General features: G+C 63.0%; 13 protein-coding genes and 1 tRNA gene. 6 read left to right on the top strand and 8 right to left on the bottom strand.

What is annotated here, in order from left to right:
• Positions 1–130 precede the first annotated feature (130 nt).
• From M729_RS0118350 to M729_RS0118335, 4 genes are all read right to left on the bottom strand, one after another.
• Entirely contained in the window at positions 131–763 is a 633-nt protein-coding gene (locus M729_RS0118350; protein ID WP_027162448.1) for a hypothetical protein, read from the bottom strand.
• Positions 764–1,027: 264 nt separating this feature from the next.
• The gene (locus M729_RS0118345) at positions 1,028–1,384 is read right to left on the bottom strand and encodes a hypothetical protein (RefSeq protein ID WP_027162447.1); all 357 of its coding nucleotides are present in this window, start codon (positions 1,382–1,384) and stop codon (positions 1,028–1,030) included.
• Positions 1,385–1,535: 151 nt separating this feature from the next.
• Positions 1,536–1,609 (bottom strand) — tRNA-Gln (locus M729_RS0118340).
• Between the two features lie 187 nt (positions 1,610–1,796).
• On the bottom strand, positions 1,797–2,729 hold the full coding sequence (locus tag M729_RS0118335) for a lysylphosphatidylglycerol synthase domain-containing protein (RefSeq protein WP_027162446.1): 933 nt from the start codon (positions 2,727–2,729) through the stop codon (positions 1,797–1,799).
• 375 nt (positions 2,730–3,104) lie between these two features.
• On the opposite strand from M729_RS0118335, the gene M729_RS0118330 reads away from it, so the two are divergent.
• Positions 3,105–4,463, top strand: coding sequence for a Ppx/GppA phosphatase family protein (locus M729_RS0118330; protein ID WP_027162445.1), 1,359 nt, complete (start codon positions 3,105–3,107; stop codon positions 4,461–4,463).
• Positions 4,464–4,692: 229 nt separating this feature from the next.
• Positions 4,693–5,436, top strand: coding sequence for an RlmE family RNA methyltransferase (locus M729_RS0118325; protein ID WP_013532288.1), 744 nt, complete (start codon positions 4,693–4,695; stop codon positions 5,434–5,436).
• A gap of 104 nt (positions 5,437–5,540) precedes the next feature.
• Here the strand turns inward: M729_RS0118325 and M729_RS0118320 are convergent, their stop codons facing one another.
• Positions 5,541–6,959 (bottom strand): DHA2 family efflux MFS transporter permease subunit, encoded by a 1,419-nt coding sequence (locus M729_RS0118320; protein ID WP_013532287.1) that lies wholly within the window; start codon positions 6,957–6,959, stop codon positions 5,541–5,543.
• A gap of 307 nt (positions 6,960–7,266) precedes the next feature.
• Between M729_RS0118320 and guaB the strand changes: the two genes are divergently transcribed.
• Genes guaB through M729_RS0118305 form a run of 3 tightly spaced genes read left to right on the top strand, consistent with a single transcriptional unit; the run spans position 7,267 to position 9,800 of the window.
• Positions 7,267–8,769: an IMP dehydrogenase gene (gene guaB / locus M729_RS0118315; RefSeq protein WP_013532286.1), complete on the top strand. Its 1,503-nt coding sequence runs from the start codon at positions 7,267–7,269 to the stop codon at positions 8,767–8,769.
• Positions 8,720–9,343, top strand: coding sequence for a hypothetical protein (locus M729_RS0118310; RefSeq protein WP_013532285.1), 624 nt, complete (start codon positions 8,720–8,722; stop codon positions 9,341–9,343). The genes guaB and M729_RS0118310 overlap by 50 nt, the downstream gene beginning before the upstream one ends.
• A 37-nt stretch (positions 9,344–9,380) precedes the next feature.
• Positions 9,381–9,800: an MAPEG family protein gene (locus tag M729_RS0118305; protein WP_027162444.1), complete on the top strand. Its 420-nt coding sequence runs from the start codon at positions 9,381–9,383 to the stop codon at positions 9,798–9,800.
• A 55-nt stretch (positions 9,801–9,855) separates the two neighbouring features.
• Here the strand turns inward: M729_RS0118305 and rnd are convergent, their stop codons facing one another.
• The 3 genes from rnd to M729_RS0118290 form a co-directional block, all read right to left on the bottom strand.
• Positions 9,856–11,007 carry a ribonuclease D gene (rnd, locus tag M729_RS0118300; RefSeq protein ID WP_013532283.1) on the bottom strand — a complete coding sequence of 384 codons (1,152 nt, stop codon included), beginning with the start codon at positions 11,005–11,007 and terminating at the stop codon, positions 9,856–9,858.
• A 75-nt stretch (positions 11,008–11,082) separates the two neighbouring features.
• Entirely contained in the window at positions 11,083–12,327 is a 1,245-nt protein-coding gene (locus M729_RS0118295; RefSeq protein ID WP_027162443.1) for an MFS transporter, read from the bottom strand.
• A gap of 75 nt (positions 12,328–12,402) precedes the next feature.
• Positions 12,403–12,771 (bottom strand): hypothetical protein, encoded by a 369-nt coding sequence (locus tag M729_RS0118290; protein ID WP_024504702.1) that lies wholly within the window; start codon positions 12,769–12,771, stop codon positions 12,403–12,405.
• Positions 12,772–12,965: 194 nt separating this feature from the next.
• Between M729_RS0118290 and aspS the strand changes: the two genes are divergently transcribed.
• Positions 12,966–14,756: an aspartate--tRNA ligase gene (gene aspS, locus M729_RS0118285; RefSeq protein ID WP_027162442.1), complete on the top strand. Its 1,791-nt coding sequence runs from the start codon at positions 12,966–12,968 to the stop codon at positions 14,754–14,756.
• Positions 14,757–14,834 lie beyond the last annotated feature (78 nt).

The following is a 14,834-nucleotide window of genomic DNA, read 5'->3' as shown; positions in this document are numbered from 1 at the left end:
GTCTCATTCAATTCTGATTGCCAGCGAGCCAGCTCTGGTCAGACTCCTTCGCCATCAATGTGTGCCGAAACTGGCAGGCATGGCAAACGCAACGAGTGCCATCGCTGCTTGCATTTGGATACTACCGCCCTTAGCCGGTCTCTTCGGGCACCGTTTCATTTTGCCAGCCGGCTAGCTCAGGCAGGTCGTCAAGCCAGCTTTTCTCGGTCATCAAGGCATCGCCGGCCTGCGGAGCAGCCTCGGTGGCGTTTTGAATGAGCCAGTCCATCCACTTCCGATAGGCAGCCGGGGTCAACTCGGGCGGCAGCACCTTGGCCTTGGCCAGCATGCGTTTGCGGAAACTCACCTGCCTGCGGAGTTTCGTCGTCGTGAATTTGATGGCCTTGCCCTGGTATTCGACCGTCCAGCGCCCGTCGCCGTGGCTGGCGAGCCTGTCGATGGCGAAGCCGATATCCACCGGCCTATCCCGCCAAGGAAGCTCGACCGCATTCTTCCTGAGATCGAGTGCCCATCGCCTGTAGTCGGTCCCGGCACGCTGGGGCGGCAGCACCCCAGCCTGTTCGAGTATCTTCCTGCGGAAGGTCGGCTGCTTCTTGAGCTGGCCTGTCGTCAGCTCGATGCGATGCCCGCGGAATTCGACGTGCCAGCGGATCCTGCCATTGCCGAAATACTTGACCAGCCTGTCGATGACGAATTCGTCGTAGGAGAGCGTCACGCAGCCTTGGCTGATGCGTTCGAGAATGAATCGGCTGTCACTGACCATTACGCGTTTGCCCCATGCTCCTCGATGTAGCAGAGGCCGGGTGCCGGGAGTGGAGCGCGACCGGAATCGGCCTCGGCTTCATCGAAGGAAATCACGCAGCCGAGGCGGCCTACAGGAAGGCAGGGTAAGTGACGACACGGCGCGCGATGCGGCGAACGCCGGAATAAATATGCCGGCTCGTCGGATCGACTGGTGTTGCTGGCGGTGTCTTGAATTTCACGCTTGGCGCGTTCGACGGGGTCGCTGGTACAGCGCTCCACTCGCTTAATCTGGTGCCAGCTGGCAATTGGGGCCAATCCATTTATTTGCCGAAGTATCGAGTTCATTGTCCATGTCGGAGGCGCTGCATACAGGATACCGATCATCACCGCGCCGAGCCATACTTAAGGACTTATACCGGCGAAGGAGTGCATCGTGATCTTGGGGCTGCTGGCCTTGTCGCTGCGATGAAAGCTTCATCATGCAATTGGCAAAAGCATCCGTGCCTTGTTTAAAACCAAAGCCGGTACACTGCGCCTTGTCTTCCGCAGTCTGGGTTTGACTGGCATTCCCCTTGTCTGTCGTGCAGCCAACCAAGAAAGTAACGAACATCAGAAATCCGATGAAGACCAAAGCGCGCATTCCGTTCTTCCTTCGATAATTTCGATCCTTTGACGATCCTATAAATGTCACCCCGCCGCAACCCACCATAGCTGGGATCCCGTCAGGTGGTCGCCAGGGAGCATTTCACGATGATGAGCGTTGGTGATTGTTTTGATCGAGAGAAGAGGAGTGGCTGGGGAACCTGGATTCGAACCAGGACTAACGGAGTCAGAGTCCGTGGGTCTACCGTTAACCTATTCCCCAGCAGGCACGATCTTGAATATCACGATAAACGTGAAAACCGTGCGGGCCGAGCGGGCAAGCCGCTGTGAGCGCTGCCTTGTAGCCGCCAGAAGAAAATAGTCAAGCCTGCTCTGTGCTTCAATGGCACGTTTCGACAGGACGCCACACTTCAGATGCCGGCGCGCGGCGCCTAGTCCAATTCCAGCCTTCAAGGCTCCGTCCGGCTGAACTGCGAGCGTTCGAAGAACAGCACGATGCCCAGGCCCAGAATCAGCGGGACGATCAGGTAGAACAGCCGGAACACCAGCAGCGCCGCCAGCACGCCGACCGGATCCATGTCCGACAGGCCGGCGAGGAACACCACCTCGAACACGCCGAGTCCGCCCGGCGCATGCGAGATCTGCGCGATCGAGAAGGAGACGAGGAAGACGCCCAGTATGACGAAGTAGCCGGGATTGTGGGCTGCGGGCAGGGCGAAGAAGATGATCGCGGCTGCGGCCAGCAGTTCGATCGGGCCGATCAGCAACTGCCGGGCGACGATCGGCAGCGCCGGATAATGCAGCTGAAAGCTGGCGATCTTCAGCGGGCGCAGATGCAGCCAGCTGCCGAAGACATAGGCGGCGACGAGCAGCAGCATCGCGATACCGGCCGCTTCGGACAGGCCATGATGGGCGATGCCGGAAAATCGGTCGAGTATCTCAGGCTCGAACACCAGAACGAGGCCTGAGGCCAAAATCGTCGACAGCACGAAGGTGATCCAGCAGACCGCCACCAGCACGCCGACATCCTGTCCGGTCAGGCCCCTGGTACCGTAGGCGCGGTAGCGGATGACGGCGCCCGAGAACACCGAACCGCCAATGTTGTGCGACAGCGCATAGGTGGTGAAGGAGCACAGCGTGACGAACAGCCACGACACGCGCTTGCCGATATGCAGAAGCGCGATGTGATCGTAGCCGGCAAGCGAGGCATAGGCGATGATCGAACTCAGCGCGGCAAGGACCCAGCCGCGGGTCGGAATGGCAGCGATGCCGTCCCAGACATCGTCGAGCGAAATGCCGCGCAGTTCGTGCCAGAGCAGCAGCAGCGAGAAGATCACCGCCGCGATGCCGACGACCGGCCAGAAATAGCGTCTCCAGTTCATTGCCTGACTGCCATGCGTTGCGGGGTCCGCTTCCTTTCGTGGCTGGTGGGAGGCCGGCTGCGCCGGATTCTTCCGCTCATTTCAGAAATGCCTCATCGAAGCCGGCTATTCAACCGCGAACCCTTGTCGCAGCGGCGGCCGGCAAGATTTGTCCGTGGGGCGCCCGAAAGAGATGCCGGCAGGCGTTGCGCCGGCAACTGCGGCGCGCGGATTCATCACGCGGCCGCGCCGGAACGGCGGTCAGCGGCCTGCCGGTAAAATTCGGCATGCGGCTCTTGGTGATCGGGCACGGCGCTGTTAGTCTGGCGACAACTTAAAACACTGAAGCGCCTGCTGCGTCTATCATAGGTTCGCGCGGCGCCGGAAGGAACGACAGTGGAAGACCACGATACCGGCGCCGGCGCGCCGGAGGTGGGCGTGTCCAGCGCTTCCCAGCGGTCGGCTGACCCGGGGAACGCAAGCTGGCAGCAACGCCGCCCGACGGAGCTCCGCTCCGCAGACGGGCAGGCGGGCGACGCACCCCACAAAGGCAAGCCTAAGAAGCGGCGCAAGCGAAGGCGCGGGCGCAAGGTTTTTGCGCGCGAGGAAGCGCGTCCCGCGGAGAATCGATCGCCGGCGCCAGGCAAAACCGGTGCCCCGGCGGCGGAGGCCCACAGACCGGCGGAAGCGGTGATCTCGCCCGCCGCTGTTGTGCCGCGGCCGGAACAAGGCGCCCGTCGGCCGCCGGTCCATGAGCTTCCGGTGTTTGCGGCGCTTGACCTCGGCACCAACAATTGCCGGCTGTTGGTCGCCGTGCCGACGCGGCATGGCCAATTCCGCGTCATCGACGCCTTTTCGCGCATCGTCCGGCTGGGCGAGGGGCTCACCGCCAATGGCCGGCTCGGCCAGCCGGCGATGGACCGCGCGGTCGAGGCGCTGAAAATCTGCGGCGACAAATTGCGCAACCGCAAGATCAGAAAAGCCCGGCTGATCGCCACCGAGGCTTGTCGGACCGCCGAAAACGGCGTCGAGTTCATCGACCGCGTCGAACGCGAGGCCGGCTTGAAGCTCGAGATCATCGACCGCCAGACCGAGGCGCGGCTGGCGGTGTCCGGCTGCGGCTCGCTGGTCGAGCGCGACACCCAAGGCGTCGTGCTGTTCGATATTGGCGGTGGCTCGTCGGAAATCGCGCTCATCGATCTCGCCGGCCGCCGTTCGCCGAGGTTGGCCAATCATATCGTGTCGTGGACGTCGCTGCCGGTCGGCGTCGTCTCGCTGGCCGAGCGCTTTGGCGGCCGCACGGTGACGCGCGAGATCTTCGCCGCCATGGTCGATGACGTTGCCGGGCGGCTGGCCAGCTTCGACGGTCGCGATCGGCTGAGCCATCTCAAGGCCAGCCCGAATTTCCATCTGCTGGGCACGTCCGGAACGGTGACGACGCTGGCCGGTGTCCACCTTGAACTCGAGCGCTACGATCGCCGCCGTGTCGACGGGCTGTGGATGGACCGCGACAGCGTCGACCGCATGGTCGAAAGACTGGTTGGCTGGGATTTTCAGCAGCGCTGCGCCAACCCTTGCATCGGTGCCGATCGCGCCGATCTGGTACTGGCCGGCTGTGCTATCCTCGAAGCGATCCGCGCCGTATGGCCGTCCGAGCGGCTGCGCGTCGCCGATCGTGGCCTGCGCGAAGGTATTTTGAGCGAACTGATGGCCGATGATGGCGTCTGGCGCAACGATGGGCGTGGCAGAGCGTGAACAGTCGNCCCCCACTCCGTCGAGCTACGCTCGACACCTCTCCCCCGATCGGCGGGGGAGAGGAAAGGCGTGAACTTATGCAGGCTGGCTCCCTTCCTCTCCCTCCGGAGGGGGGAGAGGTGGCTCGGCGAAGCCGAGACGGAGTGGGGGAAGCCGTTCACGAAACGCGCAGACGTCGAAAAATGAACACAACTCGACGAGCGAGAAAACCCGGACCAGAAATCAGGCAATGACCAAGAAACCGGAAAAACCAGGATCCGCCAGCATTCGCGTGCTGAAGACGCGGATCAAGAAGAAGAGCGGGCTGAAGGAATCGTCGCGCCGTTGGCTGCAGCGCCACATCAACGATCCCTATGTCCAGCGCTCCAAGGCCGACGGCTATCGCTCACGCGCGGCCTATAAGCTGATCGAGATCGACGACAAGCATCATCTGTTGAAACCCGGCATGAAGGTGATCGACCTCGGTGCCGCCCCCGGCGGCTGGTGCCAGGTCGCCGCCGCGCGGACGAAATCGACGGCCGACAAGCCGCATGTCATCGGCATCGATTATCTCGAAATGGACGCCGTGCCCGGCGCACCGGTGCTGCTGATGGATTTCCTCGATCCGCAGGCGCCGCAGAAGCTGGCCGAGGCGCTGGGTGGGGATCCCGATATCGTGCTGTCCGACATGGCGGCACCGACCACCGGCCACAAGCGGACCGACCATATCCGCACCATGCATCTGTGCGAAGTGGCGGCCGATTTCGCGCTCTCCGTCCTGAAACCGGGCGGGCATTTCCTCGCCAAGACCTTCCAGGGCGGCGCCGAAAACGAACTGCTCTCCATGCTCAAGAAGAACTTCCGCTCGGTCCATCACGTCAAGCCGCCGGCGTCGCGGGATGAATCGGTCGAGCTTTATTTGCTGGCCAAGGATTTCAAAGGGCGAGATCTTCCTTCTCCCCTGGGAGAAGGTGTCGCCGAAGGCGACGGATGAGCTCCAGGGAGCGCCAACGTTTCACTCCGCTGGAACACCCCTCATCCGTCTCGGCGCTTTCGCGCCGATCCACCTTCTCCCACAGGGGAGAAGGCAAGAGGGAACTACTTCCCCGCCGTGCTCGTTTCCAGCGTCTTGGGTGTGGTCAGGCGGCCGTGGCCGGAGATGGCGTTGCCGGCATCGGGCGCCAGCCGCATGAACGACAGCGACGCGGCGGCCGAAATCGCCGCGACGACGAAAAACGCGGTGTGGAAATCCGCCAGCGTCAGTGATCGGTCGTGCAGGCTTGTGGACACTTCCAGGATTCCGCCGGCCAGCGCCACGCCGAGCGCGACCGACAACTGCTGGAACACCGCCGTGATCGGTGTCGCCTTGCTGGTGTCTTCAGCCGAAACCTCGGCATAGGCGAGCGCATTGACGCCGGTGAAGAACATCGAGCGGATGAAGCCGCCGACGAGCAGCATGGCCAGCATCAAGAGATAGGGTGTGTCGGGTGTGAACAGGCCGTTGATGGCGATCGAGGCGGCGGCGACCAGAGAACCGACAACCAGGACGCGGCGGAAGCCGGCGACGCGGAAGATCAGCGCGGTGACGAATTTCATGCCGATGGCGCCGATCGCCGAAACGAAGGTGATCATGCCGGACTGGAACGGCGTCAGCCCAAAACCGATCTGGAACATCAGCGGCAGCAGGAACGGCACGGCACCAATGCCGATGCGGAACAGTCCGCCGCCAAGCACCGAGGAGCGGAACACCTGGTTGCGGAACAATTCGAGCGCCAGCAAGGGATTTTTGGCGCGCCGCGCGTGCAGCAGATAGAGCGCGCCCGACAGCAGGCCGACCGCTACGGTGATAAGGCCGGTGGCCGGCGGCAAATAGGGCAGGCTCACCACCGACAGGCCGAAAACCACGCCGGATGCCGCCAGCCCGCTTAGCACGAAGCCGAGGAAGTCGAGCGGCGGCGTCTCCATCGATTCGGTCTCCGGCAGGAAACGCGTCGCCAGCCAGATGCCGATCAGGCCGATCGGCACATTGATCAGGAAGATCCAGTGCCAGGTGAAGTAGGTGGTGATGAAGCCGCCGACCGGCGGCCCGACCAACGGTCCGACCAACGCCGGAACGGTTAGCCAGGACATCGCCGCGACGAGTTCGCTTTTCGGTGTCGCGCGCACCAGCACCAGCCGCCCGACCGGTGTCATCATGGCGCCGCCAATGCCTTGCAGGAAGCGCGAGACCACAAAAGCCGGCAGCGAACCGGAGAGCGCGCAGGCGATCGAGCCGACGATGAAGACGGCGATCGCGGCGCGAAAGATATTCTTGGCGCCGAAACGGTCCGCCATCCAGCCGCTGATCGGAATGAAGATCGCCAGCGAGACGAGATAGGCGGTCAGGGCCAGCTTGAGCGCGATCGGGCTGGTGTGGATGTCGACGGCGATCGCCGGCAGCGATGTCGCGATAACAGTCGAATCCATGTTTTCCATGAAAAGGGCGACCGCCAATATAAGCGGGATGGTGCGGTTCAAGGAACGCGTCCAGACTTGAATGTTGCGTTGCCGGTTGCATGTCGGCCCTGAGGCGGGCGGTTACCATGCCTTCGCCGGGATGTCGCATTAATTTGCTGTCACTTTTGTGCGACCGGCAACCACAGGTGGCATCCCTTCGCCGGAAAGTCGCTTTTCCGGGAGCGTGAAATCATCCGCTTTTCATCGGTGCTTGGACGTGGTACCAGCCAGCGCCAATCCTGAAAGGGAAGAAACGAGTCGGCGCTGTCCATTCCGGTCCAGCGCTTTTTTGTATTCCCCCACCGTTTTTATGTTCAAGGGACTGGCCATGGCAAAAATCATCGAAACGTCCACCGGCGCATTGGCGCTGACCTTTGACGACGTGCTGCTGCAGCCGGGTCATTCCGAGGTCATGCCCGGCGAAACCGATGTCCGCACCCGCATCGCCGGCGACATCGACCTCAACGTGCCGATCCTGTCGGCGGCGATGGACACCGTCACCGAGGCGCGGCTTGCCATCGCCATGGCCCAGGCCGGCGGCATTGGCGTCATCCACCGCAATTTCTCGCCGGCCGAACAGGCCGAGCAGGTGCGGCAGGTCAAGAAATTCGAATCCGGCATGGTGGTCAATCCCGTCACCATCGGCCCCGACGCGACGCTCGCCGACGCGCTGGGCCTGATGCGCAGCTATTCGATCTCGGGCATCCCGGTGGTCGAGAACGGCGGCAGCGGCGGCCACAAGATCGGCCGGCTGATCGGCATCCTGACCAATCGCGACGTGCGCTTTGCGTCCGATCCGGCGCAGAAGGTCCATGAACTGATGACCCGTGACAACCTGATCACGGTCAAGGAGAACGTCGACCAGGACGAGGCCAAGCGCCTCCTGCACCAGCACAGGATCGAAAAGCTGGTGGTCGTCGACAGGCAGGGCAATTGCGTCGGACTGATCACCGTCAAGGACATCGAGAAGTCGCAGCTCAACCCGCACGCCACCAAGGACGCACAGGGCCGCCTGCGCGCCGCCGCCGCCACCAGCGTCGGCGATGACGGTTTCGAGCGCGCCGAACGCCTCATCGATGCCGGCGTCGACCTTCTGGTGATCGACACCGCGCACGGCCACTCACAACGCGTGCTCGACGCCGTCACGCGGGCGAAAAAACTATCCAACTCCGTCCGCATTCTGGCCGGCAATGTCGCCACCGCCGCGGGCACGCAGGCGCTGATCGACGCCGGCGCCGATGCCGTCAAGGTCGGCATCGGCCCGGGTTCCATCTGCACCACCCGCATCGTTGCCGGCGTCGGCGTGCCGCAGCTCTCAGCCATCATGTCGGCGGTCGAGACGGCGCACAAATCCGGCGTCTCGGTGATCGCCGATGGCGGCATCAAATATTCCGGCGATCTGGCCAAGGCGCTCGCCGCAGGCGCCAGTGCCGCCATGATCGGCTCGCTGCTGGCCGGAACCGACGAAAGCCCGGGCGAGGTCTATCTGCACCAGGGCCGCTCCTTCAAGGCCTATCGCGGCATGGGCTCGGTCGGCGCCATGGCCCGCGGCTCCGCCGATCGCTACTTCCAGGCCGAGGTGCGCGACACGCTGAAACTGGTCCCCGAAGGCATCGAAGGGCAGGTTCCCTACAAAGGACCTGTGTCTGGCGTGCTGCACCAGCTTGCGGGCGGCTTGAAAGCCGCTATGGGTTATGTTGGTGGCCGCGATCTTGCCGATTTCCGCGAGCGCGCCACTTTTGTGCGCATATCCAATGCCGGACTTCGTGAAAGCCACGCCCATGACGTCACGATTACCCGCGAAAGCCCGAACTATCCCGGCGGAGCCTGACCAGTACGGGCTCGGGCGGAGCCTGACGGCAACGATCCTGCGGCTGCCGCGCCACGCAGGCGCACTCTGTTTCCTGTCGGCGGTGGTTTTCATCGCCATGACGGCTATGGAATTCCTCTACTTCCGCCAGTTGAGCGGCGGCTTGCCATCACTCGACATGCGTATTTTCGGTTTCACTCCGGACGAAGGCATGGCCTGGCTGACGGCACTCGGCCGGCGCGGCGGCGAGATCATTCTCGTCTGGCACTATCTGACCTTCGATCTGTTGTTCCCGGCGCTGCTGTCTGTGACGCTGGTCAGCCTGATCCTGGCCACCGGCCGGCGATTGAAGGCTTTCCGCGTGCAGCCGGTGCAGCTGCAGTCGATCTTCGCGCTGGTCCTGGTGCTGCCCTACACGCTTGCCGACTACGCCCAGAACATCGCGGTAGCGCGGCTTCTGTCCGATTTCCTGTCGGCGAATCCGGACTCGCTGTCTTTGGCTTCGGCGCTCACCGTCACCAAATTCGCGCTTTTCGCCATCCCGGTGATCGTCATTGCCGCCTTCTGGCTGGCAGGCCAGAAACGCCTGGCCTGATGCCGCGCGCAAAGCTCAGCCCGCTAGGGGACACTTGGTGAACCAGACCACGATCTTCTGGCCTGTTCTGGCGCATGTGCTGCTGATCTACATCGTCTACTGCGTCCTGGGTCGCCGCAGATACGGCGCAATCAGGTCAGGCGAGGCGAAGCCAGCTCAGTTCAAGGTGCGTTCGACCGAGCCGGCCTCCAGCGTCACCGTTGCCGCCAATCTCACCAACCAGTTCGAGCTGCCGGTGCTGTTCTATGTGCTGTGCCTGACGCTGCACCTGACCAACGGCGTCAACTATCTGACCCTGGTGCTGATGTGGATTTTCGTCGCATCGCGCTATTTCCACGCCTGGGTTCACCTGACCAGCAACAATCTGCTGCTGCGCAGCCGGTCATTCTTCGTCAGTGCGGTGATTCTCCTGCTGGGATGGATCTGGTTCGCGCTACACCTGCTCGGCATGGTTTGAGCAGGGCACCTTTTCCGTCTCCCGCAAGGGGAGAAGGAAAGTCCGCGAGGGACGTCTACAGGTCGAACACCGCAATCTTGCGCTTGTCGAACTTGATGCCGATCTCGCCGCGCACCAGCTTGAGCGCGGCCTCGCCGAACACCGCGCGCCGCCAGCCCTGCAGGGCCGGTACGTCGGCGTCCTCGCCCTCGGCGGCGATACGGTCGATGTCGTCGCTGGAGGCCAGCACCTTGGACGCGACGCCTTCCTTTTCGGCGACGATCCGCAGCAGCACCTTCAACAGTTCCGCCGCGGCGCTCGAGCCCTCGGGCGGCTGGAAACTCTTCGGCAGCTTCGGCATCTGCTCCTTGGGCAAGGCAAGGGCGGTGTTGACCGCGCCAAGCAGCGCCGTCGCCGTCGAGGAGCGTTCCCAGCCCTTCGGCGTCGTGCGCAGCTTGCCCAGGGCTGCCGCGTCGCGCGGCGCCTGCTGCGCCACCTCGTAGATCGCGTCGTCCTTCAGCACGCGGCCGCGCGGCACGTCGCGTTCGCGCGCCTCGCGCTCGCGCCACGCCGCAACGCCCTGCACGATCGCCAGTTCCTGCGGCTTGCGCAGCCGCATCTTCAGCCGCTTCCAGGCGTCCTCGGGATGCGGATCATAGGTTTCGCGGGAGGTCAGCACCTCCATTTCCTCGTTAAGCCAATGGGCGCGGTTTTCCCGCTCCAGTTCGGCGCTGAGGTGCTGGTAGACCTCGATCAGATGGGTGACGTCGGCCAGCGCATAGTCGAGCTGCTTGTCGGAAAGCGGCCGGTGGCGCCAGTCGGTGAAGCGCGACGACTTGTCGAGCCGCGCCCCGGTGATGCGCTGCACGAGCTGATCGTAGGAAACGCTGTCGCCGAAGCCGCAGACCATCGCCGCCACCTGCGTGTCGAACACTGGATGCGGAACCAGATCGCCGAGATGGACGATGATTTCGATGTCCTGCCGCGCGGCGTGGAAGACTTTGACCACCGCCTCGTTGGCCATCAGCCTGAAGAACGGCTTCAGGTCGATATCGGGAGCCAGCGGATCGATCAGTGCCGTCACGCCGGGAGCGGCCATCTGGATCAGGCACAGGATCGGCCAAAACGTCGTTTCTCGAATGAACTCGGTGTCGACAGTGACGAAATCCGACTTTTCGAAAGCGGCGAGAACGGTCTCGAGTTCTTTCTGGGTGGTGATGACGTGCATCAAATCGCTTTTGGCAGGAGTAAGGTCTTCCTAGATTTCAGCCGCCGGGGCTTTCGTCAAGCTTTGGCACCGCCATCATGAGGTTCCCGGACCGTCGGAATCGCCGTTTCTCCTGGCCAGCCGCGCGAAAACCGTCGAAGTGCGCAGGAGCGCAATGAAGCGGCCGCGCCTGCCCGCCGGCACGCCGGACCGAGCCTGCATGCGGTAGAGGATGACGGCGATGAAGATCGCATAGACCACCGCGCTGAATACAAACAGGGCGCCCGGTCCGAAATATTGCATCGCCGTCGAGGCGGCGAACGGGCCGCCGATCGCGCCGAAGGAATAGAACAGCATCAGCGCCGCGTTGATCAGCACGAACTCGCCGGTGTCGGCGCGGTCGTTGGAATGCGCCGCCGACAGCGAATAGAGCGGCATGGCGAAACAGCCGAAGATGAAGATGAAGATGAAGTTGAGCGCCGGATTGCTGCCGGCGATGAACACCAGCGCCAGCGCCGAAAACATCGCGCAGCAGGTCGTCATCAGCAGCACCCGGCGCCGGTCCCAGCGGTCGGAGAGGTAGCCGAGCGGATACTGGATGATGGCGCCGCCGAAGATGCCGACGCTGACGAAGGTGACGACATCGGCGACCGACATGCCGATCTGCTCGGCATAAACCGGCGACAAGGTGCGAAAGGCGCTGTTGGTGACGCCGACGGCGATGCAGCCGAAGCAGCCCAGCGGCGAAATCCGCCAGACGCGCGCTAGGTCGAGCTTGACGTCCTCCGGCGGCGTCGGGTTGGAGCGGTCGCCGAGCGAAACCGGCACCAGCGACAGCGTGATCATCATCGACATGATAGCGAAAATTGCGAAACCGCCAGCGCCGAAGATCGGGATCAGGAACTGGGCTGATGTCACCGAACCGATGTCGACCATCCGGTAGATCGCCAGCACGCGTGCCCGATCGTGATTGCTGACGCCGGAATTCAGCCAGCTTTCGACGATGGTGAACAGCCCGGCGAAGCAGAAGCCGCCGGCAAGACGCACCGCGCACCACATCACCGGATCGATGACCAGCACCAGGAGCAAGGTGCCGACCGAGGCGATTGCCGCCAGCGCCGAAAATGCCCTGATATGGCCGACCGCCTTCATGATGCGGGTGATGGCCAGGCAGCCGAGAAGGAAGCCGGCGAAGTAGAAGGTGCCCATCAGGCCTATGTCGGAAGCGGAAAACCCTTCCTGCGCGCCGCGCAGCGCGATCAGCGTGCTCTGCAGCCCATTGCCGCCGAGCAGGATGCCTGCGGCGAGAAGAAGCGGGATCATCGGGCGGATGGAGGACATGAAGAGGCGATCACGTGTCGGTGATCCCTTCTTGGACCATCGCCCTGGCCAACGCCAGCAGCAATTCCCAGCAAACTACAGCGAGGATATGTCCAACTCTTCGTGGAAGGTCCAAACGCTTATGAACGGGCCGTCGTTTAGGTTCTTGCTATAGATCGTCATGATCACCTGTTGCCGTTGATCGTCGCGCGGAGGCAACTGACCGGTGATGAGCCGGAAACCGTCGGGATCTACGCCAACAGCGAATTGCTGTTCCGGGTCGATACGATCGTAGTCGATTATGAGCCGCGATCCGTCGAACTGCTCCCGCATCGATTCGTCGTTCGGAAAGTCACCGTCGGAGAGGGCTTTGAACCGCGCCCAATCGTCTATGCGAGCCGCGTCAAGCAGGTTGACGATGCGGCTGCGCTCTTGAGGTGTCAGAAAGAGCTTCTGGTTTTGCATATCCTGATCTCATTTGCCGTAAACGTAGCGGTAGAGGATATCGCTATCCATTGTGCCGCCCAAGTTTACAACGGATGTCCTGTCGAAGCCGCTTGCCTTGACAAATCCGGCCTCCCATGCGCTTTTCGCGCAAATTTTGAGGCCGGGCTTGATGCTCGGCCCGCAACCCAGCACCCCGGACTTTACCAATGACAATGCACCGTTACCGCAGCCATACCTGTGCCCAGTTGAGGAAGAGCGACGTCGGCTCGACCGTTCGCCTGTCGGGCTGGGTGCATCGCGTGCGCGATCATGGCGGCCTGCTCTTCATCGACCTGCGCGACAATTACGGCCTGACCCAGATCGTCGCCGATCCGGATTCGCCGGCCTTCAAGGTCGCCGAGACCGTGCGCGGCGAATGGGTCATCCGCGTCGACGGCGAGGTCAAGGCGCGTTTGCCCGAGACCACCAACGCCAACCTGCCGACCGGCGAGATCGAGATCTTCGCCCGCGAGATCGAGGTGCTGTCGGCCGCCAAGGAATTGCCGCTGCCGGTGTTCGGCGAGCCCGACTATCCCGAGGATATCAGGCTGAAATACCGCTTCCTCGATCTACGCCGCGAGACGCTGCACAAGAACATCATTGCGCGGACAAAAATCATCGCCGAAATGCGCAAGCGCATGGGCGATGTCGGCTTCACCGAATTCTCGACGCCGATCCTCACCGCGTCGTCGCCGGAAGGCGCGCGCGACTTCCTGGTGCCGTCGCGCATCCATCCCGGCACCTTCTATGCGCTGCCGCAGGCGCCGCAGCAGTACAAGCAGCTGATCATGGTGTCGGGCTTCGACCGCTATTTCCAGATCGCGCCCTGCTTCCGCGACGAGGACCCGCGCGCCGATCGTCTGCCCGGCGAATTCTACCAGCTCGACCTTGAAATGAGCTTCGTCGAGCAGGACGACGTGCTGTCGACCATGGAACCTGTCGTGCGCGGGGTCTTCGAGACCTTCGCCAACGGCAAACCGGTGACGCAGAACTTCCAGCGCATTCCCTATGATGTGGCCATGCGCAAATACGGCTCCGACAAGCCGGACCTGCGCAACCCGATCGAGATGCAGGCCGTCTCCGATCATTTTCGCGATTCCGGCTTCAAGGTGTTCGCCAACATCCTGGCCAACGACCCGAAGGCCGAAGTGTGGGGCATTCCCGCCAAGACCGGCGGCAGCCGCGCCTTCTGCGACCGCATGAATTCCTGGGCGCAGGGCGAGGGCCAGCCGGGGCTCGGCTATATCTTCTGGCGCAAGGAGGGTGACAAGCTCGAAGGCGCCGGTCCGCTCGCCAAGAACATCGGCGAGGAACGCACCGAGGCGATCCGCCTTCAGCTCGGCCTTGCCGATGGCGACGCCGCCTTCTTCGTTGCCGGCGACCCGAAGAAGTTCGTCTCCTTCGCGGGGGCTGCGCGCACCCGTGCCGGCGAGGAGCTGAACCTTGTCGACCGCGAGCGTTTCGAGCTGTGCTGGATCGTCGACTTCCCGTTCTTCGAGTGGAACGAGGAAGAGAAGAAAATCGACTTCGCCCACAACCCGTTCTCGATGCCGCAAGGTGGCATCGATGCGCTGAACGGCGAGGATCTGCTCGGCATCAAGGCGTTCCAGTACGACATGGTCTGCAACGGTTTCGAGATCGCCTCAGGCGGTATCCGCAACCATCTGCCCGAAACCATGGTCAAGGCGTTCGAAACGGTCGGGCTGGACCGCGCCACGGTCGAGGAGCGCTTCGGCGGCCTCTATCGTGCCTTCCAGTATGGCGCACCGCCGCATGGCGGCATGGCCGCCGGCATCGACCGCGTCGTCATGCTGCTGCTCGGCGCCAAGAACCTGCGTGAGATCACCATGTTCCCGATGAACCAGCAGGCCTATGATCTGTTGATGAATGCACCCTCGGAAGCGAGCCCGCAGCAGCTTCGCGACCTGGCGCTGCGCGTTGCCGTGCCCAAGAAGGACGCCTGATCGCGCGCTTTGGGCGATGCTTTAAAGAACCGCCCGAACCGATTCTTTCGATTCGCTAATCCCAAGAAAAAGCCCGGC

The sequence above is a fragment of the Mesorhizobium sp. WSM1293 genome (assembly GCF_000513875.1).
Classification (GTDB): domain Bacteria; phylum Pseudomonadota; class Alphaproteobacteria; order Rhizobiales; family Rhizobiaceae; genus Mesorhizobium; species Mesorhizobium ciceri.
This window is presented reverse-complemented; position numbering and strand designations above follow the sequence as displayed.